Origin of the sequence: Coleofasciculus sp. E1-EBD-02, from assembly GCF_040218245.1 — a bacterium.
In the GTDB taxonomy this organism is placed as follows: domain Bacteria; phylum Cyanobacteriota; class Cyanobacteriia; order Cyanobacteriales; family Coleofasciculaceae; genus Coleofasciculus.
In genome coordinates, this window is record NZ_JAVJQN010000148.1 from 83058 (window position 1) to 93548 (window position 10491).

5 protein-coding genes are annotated in these 10491 nt (G+C 47.1%); 3 read left to right on the forward strand and 2 right to left on the reverse strand.

What is annotated here, in order from left to right; all coding sequences use genetic code 11:
- Positions 1-51: 51 nt before the first annotated feature.
- Entirely contained in the window at positions 52-1047 is a 996-nt protein-coding gene (locus RIC07_RS23630) for a diguanylate cyclase domain-containing protein (protein ID WP_446396650.1), read from the reverse strand.
- Positions 1047-7250 (reverse strand): PAS domain S-box protein, encoded by a 6204-nt coding sequence (locus RIC07_RS23635; protein ID WP_446396643.1) that lies wholly within the window; start codon positions 7248-7250, stop codon positions 1047-1049. Before RIC07_RS23635 ends, RIC07_RS23630 begins: the two co-directional genes overlap by 1 nt.
- 840 nt (positions 7251-8090) lie before the next feature.
- Here RIC07_RS23635 and RIC07_RS23640 point away from each other — a divergent pair.
- The 3 genes from RIC07_RS23640 to RIC07_RS23650 all read left to right on the forward strand — a co-directional run bounded on the left by RIC07_RS23640 (position 8091) and on the right by RIC07_RS23650 (position 10023).
- Positions 8091-8522, forward strand: a complete 432-nt coding sequence (locus RIC07_RS23640) for an acyl-CoA thioesterase (protein ID WP_446383902.1) — start codon at positions 8091-8093, stop codon at positions 8520-8522.
- A 174-nt stretch (positions 8523-8696) separates the two neighbouring features.
- On the forward strand, positions 8697-9473 hold the full coding sequence (locus RIC07_RS23645; RefSeq protein ID WP_446396644.1) for an SGNH/GDSL hydrolase family protein: 777 nt from the start codon (positions 8697-8699) through the stop codon (positions 9471-9473).
- 193 nt (positions 9474-9666) lie between these two features.
- Positions 9667-10023 carry a hypothetical protein gene (locus RIC07_RS23650; protein ID WP_446396645.1) on the forward strand — a complete coding sequence of 119 codons (357 nt, stop codon included), beginning with the start codon at positions 9667-9669 and terminating at the stop codon, positions 10021-10023.
- Positions 10024-10491 lie beyond the last annotated feature (468 nt).

The window sequence follows — 10491 nt, forward strand, 5'->3', positions numbered from 1 at the left end:
ATATGACAAATGACAAATGACCAATGACAAATGACCAATGACAAATAACAATCAAACCTCAACCAAATTTCCTACCACGCGATCGCGCCCTTCTACCTTAGCTTTATACAGCGCTTGATCTGCCTCAGCAATTAGCCGATCCGGAGTCGTTTTTGGCGGCGGAATCACCCCAGCGACACCACAACTTAAGGTAACAAATTTACTCACCCCAGACCCCTCATGCACAATCGCTCGCGACTTCAGTTTCGAGCGAATCGATTCTGCCACCTGCATGGCACCTCTGAGGGATGTATTCGGTAAAATCACCACAAATTCCTCACCCCCATATCGAGCTACCACATCCGCTGGACGCTTTGCCGCTTTACGCAAAATATCAGCAACTTGTTTAAGACACTCATCTCCCGCTTGATGTCCATACGTATCGTTATATGCCTTAAAAAAATCAATATCACACAAAATTAACGACAGAGGTGATTGTTCCCGCGCCAATCGTTTCCACTCCTGCTGCAATGCCTCATCAAACGCCCGACGATTGGCAATCTGAGTCAATCCATCCAAATCAACCAACCGTTGCAACTCCTGATTCATTTCCTCTAACTTCGCCTTCAGCACCCGTTCTTGCTCAATTTTGCGGTGTAACTCCGCCATCACCCAATGCGTATGCAGTAACCGCCGCACTCGTTGCCGCAGCACCGCCCAATGAATCGGTTTAGTGATATAATCTGTAGCGCCTGCTTCAAAAGCGCGGTCTACAGATTCCTGATTATTCAGTCCCGTAATCATCAACACAGGTGGGCATTCCTGACCAAATCGTTCCTGTAACTGAGCGCAACAGGTAAACCCATCCATCACAGGCATCATCGCATCCAACAAAATAATATCCGGTAACTGTTCGGTGCAAAACGCCAGACATTGATGCCCATCCCCCACTTCTGACACCCGATACCCCTCCTGTTCCATCGCCCGACGCAGCACCAGGCGTAGGGTCTTTTCATCATCCACAATCAAAATCAGGGGCGAGTCACGGTGAAAGTCAGGCTGATTCATCATAGTTTCCTCGGATGCTCTTGTTGCAACGCAGTGACAACTCGCTCATACTCCGCATCAAACTGGGAAATCAGAGTGGCTGCACCCTCTAGGTTTCCCGTGCGACCCAACGCTTCTAACTCAGCACACAGTTTCGCCAAACCCGTTGCTCCAATCGTTAGACTCGATGATTTCAACGCATGGGCAGATTGGTGCAAAGCATTAGCATCATCATGAGCGATCGCACTCCGAATTGCTTGTACCCTAGGTGGGGAGTCTTCCAGATAACTGTCAATCACTTCCGCGATTAACCCCTCATAATCGTCTCCGGCAATTTCTCTTAAATCTTGCAGCACTTGCCGATCCAAAGCAGGGGTGACACTGGAGTCTGAGGTTATTTCTGGCACAGATACGTCCTCTGAATAATCCGTTATACTATCTCTGCCTTCTTGATCCAGCACTTGAGCATAAGTGGTTAAGACTTGAACCAGGGCTTCCGGTCGAATTGGTTTACTGATATAGTCATTCATACCCACTTGCAAACATTGTTCTCGGTCTCCCTGCATCGCATGAGCAGTCATGGCAATAATCCAGGGTTGGCAAGCTGACGACCATTCAGCCCGGATGCGGCGAGTTGCCTCCAATCCGTCCATTTCTGGCATCTGCACATCCATGAAAACAACCTGATAGGACTTACGACGCAGGGATTCCAGCGCCTCTTGTCCATTGTTCGCCACATCGGCGCGATATCCTAAGCGCTGCAACATCTGGCGAGCCACCTTTTGATTAACCGCCACATCTTCGACTAGCAGAATACTTAACGGTAGCCTCTGGGCAAACTGAGCCTCAATCAGTCCCGATGAGCGATCGCCCGGACGCACCGAAATCCGCCTACGTCCTAAAATTGTCACAAAAATATTATAAAGCTGGGATTGCTTAATCGGCTTGGTCAGAAATGCCGCAAAGTTGGGCATATCATCGGGTTGATAGGGGGTTTGCCGACCCACAGAACTGAGCATGACCAAGGGGAGTTGTTCACTGTTCGGTAACGCCTGGATTTGTAACGCTAAGGTCAAACCATCCATTTCTGGCATTTGCCAATCCAAAACCACCAGATCAAAGGGTTCTGAGTCGGCTAACCAATTCAGCGCTTGCTCTCCTGATGCGGCTGTTGTCACCTCCATTCCCCACGACTGCGCCTGTAGGGTGATAATCTGCCGATTCGTCGCATTATCATCCACTACCAGTAACCGTTTTCCTCGTAACTCCGGTTGAGGTGTATCCAACTCCGCCGTAACCGAATGGGGGTCTGATTTCACTACAATCGTGAAATAAAACGTCGAACCTTTCCCTACCTCACTTTCCGCCCACAAGCGCCCGCCCATCCGTTCACTCAAGCGCTTACTAATCGCTAAACCCAAACCTGTCCCCCCATAATTGCGCGTCATCGACGCATCCACCTGAGAGAACGGTTTAAACAACCGATTCATGCGATCGCGGGGAATGCCAATTCCCGTATCTCTGACCATAAATAGCAGTTCGTAGGTTTCTTCGACTTCCAGACGTTCCACCGGAACATCTCCCCCAGCTCCCTCTGCTCCCCCAGCTTCCCCAGCTTCCCCAGCTTCCCCAGCTCCCTCTGCTCCCCCAGCTTCCCCAGCTCCCTCTGCTCCCCCAGCTCCCTCTGCTCCCCCAGCTTCCCCAGCTTCCCCAGCTTCCCCAGCTTCCCCAGCTCCCCCAGCTTCCCCAGCTTCCCCAGCTTCCCCAGCTTCCCCAGCTTCCCCAGCTTCCCCAGCTTCCCCAGCTTCCCCAGCTTCCCCAGCTTCCCCAGACACCGCTCGACTCATCACCGATACCACCACTTCCCCCTGTTCCGTAAACTTCACCGCATTACTCAGCAAATTCACCAGAATCTGTCGCAGGCGGGTAATATCACCCACAACTGTGGTTGGGGTTTGGGGTTGACCCTGAGCGAAGCCGAAGGGTTCAATTAAATAAGCGAGTTCCAATCCCTTCGCCGCCGTTTGAGAGGCAACTAAATCCAACGCTTCCTCAATACAAACATGCACATCAAAGGGGTGTTCCTCTAACTCCAATTTGCCGGATTCTATTTTCGAAAAGTCCAGAATATCATTAATAATCGTCAGTAAAGCTTCACCACTGCTACTAATCGTATTGGCAAAATCTTGCTGTTGGGGCGTCAACTCAGTATCCAACAACAACCCCGCCATACCAATCACCGCATTCATCGGCGTGCGGATTTCATGGCTCATCATTGCCAGAAACTCACTTTTTGCCCGATTAGCGACTTCGGCTTCCCGTTTCGCTTTATGTAAGGCGAGGTTCTTCAGCGTCAATTCTTCCCGCCGTTGCTTTTCCTGTTCTAAGAGTTGAGCTTGAGCTAACGCAATCCCAACTTGCGCCGCCACCGCTTCTAACAGTTCAATTTCATCGTCACTCCACTGACGGAAGCGATCGCATTGATGCAGGCAAATAATACCATTGGTCTGCTCCTGATACGAAGTCCGCACCGAAAGCATGGATTTGAGATCCATCTGACGGCAAAGCTGATTCGCCCCCTCTAATTGTGGATCAGTATAAACATTCTCGGAACTCACCGCTTGGTCTTGCGCCAGCACCGCTTGGGCGTGAGGATTGCCTACAACGGGAATCGTTTGCTGTCGGGTTGACTCATAACCGGGTTCTAGATACTCAGCCACCAACGGAATTTGCGGACAAGGCTTTGCCAAATAGGTATGAATCAGACAACGATTTACACCGAAAACCTGACCCACTTGCGTCGCCGCCGTCTGAAAGATATGCTTACTGTCTAAGCTTTGGCGAATTTCTTGGGTAATTTGTTTGAGCAGCAACATCCGTTGCAATTGCCGCTCTAATAAGGTTCTGGCTTGTTGGCGTTCGATCTCATGACCGACCCATTGTGCCATAAGTTTGAGCAGTTGAGGGGACGCCGAGCGATTGTTGGCGGTGAGGGTGGTGGGACGTGGATCGAGACTTAAAAAGCACAGCGCCCCATAAACAGTCCCCGCTACCTTGACACTCGTACCCAGATAGGATTTAATCCCAAACGTAAGACAGGCTTGATGATTTGCCCATTCTGTATCTTCAGCCGACTCGAACGCGATCGGTTCCTTGGCGTGAATCGTTTCGCTGCAAATTGTCTGTCCTAATTCAAATGTATCTCCCGCCTGCACCTGTTGAGGTGATTTAGGCGGAACTTGAGCCGCAATCACCAGACAGCGCCCTTGTTCAATCTGAGACACAATACCGACATCGTGACCAAAATGACGCCGCCCTAAGGCTAAGAGTCCTTGTAGGCGTTGCTCGAACGTGAGTTTGGGTGCAGCAGCCACTCGATATAAAGCCCGAATCGCGGCTTCGTCTTGGCGCTTTTGTTGTTCAATCTGTTTGCGCTCGGTAATATTCCGGATAATCCCAATAATCTGATTGTCCAAAAATGGCACGAGTCGGGCTTCATAGTTTTGCTCCCCTGTCTCTAAGGATAAGGAATAGTCCAGACTAACTGGGGATTGGCTCTGAATTACCTGCGCGATCGCCCCCTGAATTTTATCACTCACATCAGCAGGGAGAACATTGTGTACAGGTTGTCCCAGAAACTGTTCTGGCTCGACGTATAATTCACCCACATTTGGGGCTTTATAGTCGAGAATCGTTCCCTCTTGACTCAAGCGAAAATACAAATCGGGAAGGGCGTTAAAAATCGCTTGCAGTTCTGAGTTTTTCTGATATAAAGCGTCCTCGGCTTGTTTACGATGGGTGATGTCTTCAAAGGTAACGGCAAATCCGTCCCCTAATTTGACGGCGGCGATTTGAAACCAAGCCTGAATCCCTTCGTGGTGGTAATGAAATTCTCGCTCAATCGGAATCCCGGTTTCAGTTACCTGAACATAGAAATCAAAGAGTCCGTCTTGGCGATTTCCTGGCATTTCCATGAGCAAATACTGACCCATGAGTTGCTCACGGGTTCGTCCCACCATGCGTTCCGCCGCCGGATTAACCAGGAGCCATTTAAAATTAGTAATTATGCCCTGGCGATCGCGAACAGCTTCAAATGCCATTACCCCATCCAGGGAACTATTTAAGACCCCCGATAGCAGGGATTGGGAATATTCGAGTGCCGCTTGACTTTCTTTCACATCCGTGATATCTATACAGGAACCGATATATCCCAGAAACCCCCGATTCGTGTCAAATCGCGGCACACCTGTATCTAAAATCCAACGATATTCCCCATCAGCGCGTCGCATTCGGTACTCCATGCGAAAGGTTTGGCGCTGGTGAAAGGAATGACTATAAATCTGTAAACAATTCTCCTTGTCCTCTGGATGTACCGCCTCTAGCCACCCCTCGCCCAGTTCATCTTCTAAACGGCGTCCGGTAAATTCTAACCAAGGGCGATTGAAAAACGTACAGCGTCCATCGGTTCCCGCCACCCACAACAGTACAGGCGCACTATCTGCCATGGTACGGAAACGGGCTTCACTTTCCCGTAAGGCGGCTTCGGCTTGCTTGCGTTCAGTTACGTCGTGAGCGACACAATAAATTAATCCTTCTTCAACTAAGGCTTTAGCATTCCACAACAGCCAGCGATAGGAACCGTCGGAACAGCGATAGCGATTTTCAAAAGCAATAGAGTCGTTCCCGGTTGTCAGTCGTTCAGCTTCCGCCAGAGTCACGGCGCGATCATCGGGATGAACCAATTCTAGATAAGGTTGGGCTAAAAGTTCGGCTTCACTCCACCCCAGAGTTTTTTCCCAGGCGGGATTCAGGCGTCTAAAATAGCCATCAAACCCCGCAATACAAAGCATATCAACGGACAAGTCAAAGATGCGATCGCGTTCTTGTTCGGCTTGGCGACGTTCACTAATATCCGTTTGAATGCCAATATAGTGGGTAAGTTTGCCATTGCGATCGCGGATGGGGGAAATGGACAATTCATTCCAGAAGCGTGTCCCGTCTTTGCGAGTGTTTTGCAGGATGACGTGACAGTCTTGTTCGTTTTTTAGCGCCGCTTTTAGTTTATCTAAGCCCGGTTGTTGCTGATTATCTCCTTGTAAGAAGCGACAGTTTTTTCCCAAAACCTCTTGAGCTGAATAACCGGTAATTCGCTCAAAGCCGGGATTGACGAAAATAATCGGATTATCGGGTACATTTGGATCAGTAATCAGGATACCATTACTACTGGCTGCGATCGCCCGTTCCAACAGTTGTAAGCGCACCTCAGTCTGCTTGGATTCAGTAATGTCGCGGGTGACTTTGGCAAACCCCCGCAGGTATCCTGTTTCATCGCGCAGCGCTGTAATAATTGTGGTACCCCAAAACTGGGAACCATCCCGCCGCACGCGCCACCCTTCATCCTCAAATCGACCCGTTTCGGCGGCAATTTTTAAGGATTGTTCGGGTTTACCATTTTCTTGGTCTTCTTTTAGGAAAAAACACTGATAATGTTGACCAATGATCTCTGATGCTGAATACCCTTTCAGACGTTGAGCGCCTGCATTCCAGCTAACAATCTTACCCTCAGTATCCAGCAGGTAAATCCCATAGTCTTTGATCCCGTCAATCAGCAGGTTTAAGCGTTCATCACTGGCTTGCAGGGCGAGTTCGGTTTGCTGGCGATCGCTAATATCGCGAATCAGCCAGAGAATTCCCACAACGTTTCCTTCCCTATCTTTAACCACACTATTGAGGGTTTCGCTGCTGAAACTATTCCCCGTTTGGCGTTGATAGTTTATCCGTTTGGACTGATTGAAATCTGCCGAATCCGGATTCATCGTCTGTGGATCAAACTCCTCAGGATTCGCATACAACTGCGATAAGGGTTGTCCCCCTAAGGCTTCGGGTTGATACCCAAAAAGCTGATTAAAAGCTGAGTTAACCTTAACGATAAAACCGTCTGTATCCGTAACAACTACCGCCTGAGGAATCGCTTGAAACAATGGGGCGAAGTCGGTTGGTATTGTTTTAGTCAAGTGTTCTGGGGAATTGGCAAAAGCGGTAGCATTTCTTTTTCGTTGAGTTTGTCTTAAGCCGACTAAACCTATAGCCAGTAACCCCATGACAGCGAAGACACCGCCATACATTAGCACTGGGGGAATTGGGCTGAAATCAAAAAGCCAACCCGTTAAATTACACCAATGAATCAACCCATCGATTAACAGTCGATTGAAAAAGGGAAACATACAAACTCTACCGAGCGGAGAAACTTGGACTTATTTCAGTCAGCGATAACGATAAAGGGACTGAACATAAGGATTCAGGGTAGCACACGCGGACGTCAGGAAAACCGACTATTCAAATCAGTGAACCGAGTCATGGCAAAATGCTTTTGACGTTTGATGTCCAAGATCGTGCGGTACTAAGGTAATGCAGTGACAGTTTCCCTCCCCATATCCCAGAGTCAAAGTTACGATTTTTTCTGACTTTAGAAACATCCCTGTTGCAAAAGCGGGTCGGTTATATCTGCCATGCATAGAGTTGAACACTTAACTAGTTTATCTACCCACAACTAGACTGCAAAGCTCTGTGTAGCTTTTCCTGATTTGTCGGGCTAAACTGCAAAAAAAATTAAAAAAAATTTACGTATTGATTAGCAAATCAATAAATTCTAATACCAGCATTAAATGGCAAAAAAGTCAAATATTTTGTAGTTTTCCTAGAGGAATTTACCACTCAATGCAGCAACAAAAATCAAGAGTGGCAAGCCGTCTCTTGATTGTGCCTAATCTGACTGAAAGCGATTAGTCGTGTTCTAGACATTCAGCTATTTTGCCGCTACCCACTTCAGGATTCGTTTATTAATGATTCCTCCTGGTTAATGGCAAGGTGAGAAAAAATAGAACAGCTTAATTTCTATAATAAACGATCAAGCACGCTATTGAAATACTCGGCGGCGCTATCTGGGCTAAATCAAGACAGTCATAGACGTGGCTGTGCCAGAGTTTTCAGTATGCTAACTTAGCTAGGGACTCGCCAAAGCGCGTATCCTCAACCCTGAGAATCCTCGACGACAGTGAAAGCCCATGCAAATCTATACCAGGCAATTGCGGGTGCGGCATTATGAAATTGATGTCCTCGGACATGTCAACAATGGTGTTTACCAGAATTATCTTGAACAAGCCGCCGTGGAACACGCCCAACTGCTGGGTTACTCTTTGGCACAATGCCGAAATCTAGGAGGTGTGTTTGTCATGCGTCGGATTGAAATTGACTATCTGCGTCCAGCAATGGCAGATGATACCCTAGAAATCACCACTTGGCTACAGCAGATGAAAGGAACCCGGGCGATTAGACGTTATGAAATTCATCGATTGGGAGAAGTGCAACCCTTAGTCATTGCCGAAGCAATCTGGGTGTGGGTGGATGGGGTTACGATGCGCCCACGGGGAATTCCTAAAGAGATTCTGACGACTTTCGAGTCAATCCAACCCTCCGATGAGCTGTCATGCACTTAATTTTAATCCCACTCACTTAAGCTGAATGTATTAATTAAGCTTAAGCTTAAGAATTAAACCAGACTGAAATGATTATCCATTCAGTATAAGGTCGCATTGAGGTAGATTTCGCAAGCGAAGCAGTTAAGTTTTGGCGTGTTACAGGCGCATAGTCGAAACAAATACATTTACAAAATGCAGAAACAAAAACGTTTATTTCAGTTGGCATTATTCTTATCTCTAGTCGCATTAGCTGTGTCACTGGTTGTCAATATCTTCCTCTTCTCCCAAGCCAAATCGTACTACCTGCAACTGAACAAAACCAATCTCGATCCCCTCGGACTACAAACCTTTAGTGGGGATTCGTTAGTTGATCGTTCATCGAGTGACTCTCCAGTAACCGTTGTCTTCTTTGGTGACTCGCGAGCAGCAATGTGGGTTGAGCCAGACAATATCAACGATGTTTCTTTTATTAATCGTGGCATTGGTAGTCAAACATCCACTCAGGTATGGGGACGTTTTGATCAACATATTTTACCATTAAATCCCGATATTATCATTGTGCAAGTTGGGATTAACGACTTGAAAACAATCCCGCTATTTCCTAAGCAAAAATCTACTATTATCAGTAACTGTAAGACTAATATTCACAAGATTGTCGCTCGTGCAGTCAAACAGGACACCACCGTTATTTTAACCACCATTTTTCCCATTGGTCCGGTTCCCCTGATTCGTCAACCGTTTTGGTCACCTGATGTCGCCAAAGCAGTTGAGGATGTCAATGCTGACCTCTACTCGCTAAAAGCCAAAAAGGTCTTAATTTTAGATGCCTATTCACTTTTGGTAGAGGAGCAGCAGGTTAAAAGCCAGTACGTTTACGATACGTTACATATCAATCCTAGGGGGTATCAGGTACTCAACCAGGAGTTAAAAAAAATGCTCTCGACTGGATTAGTAGAGATTCATAAATAATAAGTAATAATTCAATGGGTAGGATGGGTTTAGCTATTCAAGCAAGCCTAGCCAGTAATAATTGCTTAACTTGAGGATTGGCGGCGATTATAAAATTAGTATATCTATCCATGGACAGAAGCTAAGGTTATCATTATCAGCTATAATTAGCATTTCAAGCCAATTTCGGTTTGACACTTTAAAGGAGATGGCAATGTTACAATTTTTAATCAATTTTCAGCGGCGGATTGGCAAAATGCTTTGGGCTTTAAGTTTAATTACTTTAATCAATCTAGGGGGTTTATTACTCCTGAGCAATCAAGCCGCATTAGCTGACTCTGATACACCCTTGACGACTCCACCAAAAACAGAAAAGACCGAATTAGGATTGCCACAGCAAGAGAAAGAAAAAGCCTACGAAGAAGCCAAAGAAGCACTGTCGGAAGATCCGCAAAAAGGGGTGGAAAAACTTTACGAGGAGGAAAAGGAAAAGTATGAAGAATCTCAGCCCGATAAGAATGTGTTAGAAAAAGCGAAAGAAATGATTGAAGGGCTAACAAACAACGATTAAACGCAACTGAAATTACCCCAGCAAAAAAGTTGCCTGGGCGACTATTCACCAGTGTTTAGTCGTCCTATTTGTAGTTTGTAGTAAGGGCTTTAGCCTATCAGCGCTACGTAAGGATTCAGGGGTCGTGGAAATCCGATGAAGGGGGAAGGCTTCGCCTCCTTTTGGCTAGGAGTCGAGTATAGCAGTTTGGCAGAGGCTCCCGGCTTGCCCCTTTTGCTCCGGTACGGGGAGAACTACCTGAGTGGGAAAATCGCAACGATGGCGCTCTAGTAACACAAAATCTGCTTAAATAAATATAAGGTATATGAGTGCTGTTGCCATGAAGCCCAAACTTGACCCAAACCAACTCAAACAGTTGCCCACCGAGGAACTCGTTGGCTTACTGGTTCAGCAACAGCTTGTAATTGAGAAATTGCAACAAGAGATATATAGGCTCAAAGCCAGCCTGAAACTGGATAGTCAAGCAAG

Excerpts from the sequence above, each read along its gene's own strand:
- RIC07_RS23640 (WP_446383902.1), top strand. The coding sequence starts at position 8,091 with ATGCAAATCTATACCAGGCAATTGCGGGTGCGGCATTATGAAATTGAT.
- RIC07_RS23630 (WP_446396650.1), bottom strand. The coding sequence starts at position 1,047 with ATGAATCAGCCTGACTTTCACCGTGACTCGCCCCTGATTTTGATTGTG.
- RIC07_RS23650 (WP_446396645.1), top strand. The coding sequence starts at position 9,667 with ATGTTACAATTTTTAATCAATTTTCAGCGGCGGATTGGCAAAATGCTT.
- RIC07_RS23635 (WP_446396643.1), bottom strand. The coding sequence starts at position 7,250 with ATGTTTCCCTTTTTCAATCGACTGTTAATCGATGGGTTGATTCATTGG.
- RIC07_RS23645 (WP_446396644.1), top strand. The coding sequence starts at position 8,697 with ATGCAGAAACAAAAACGTTTATTTCAGTTGGCATTATTCTTATCTCTA.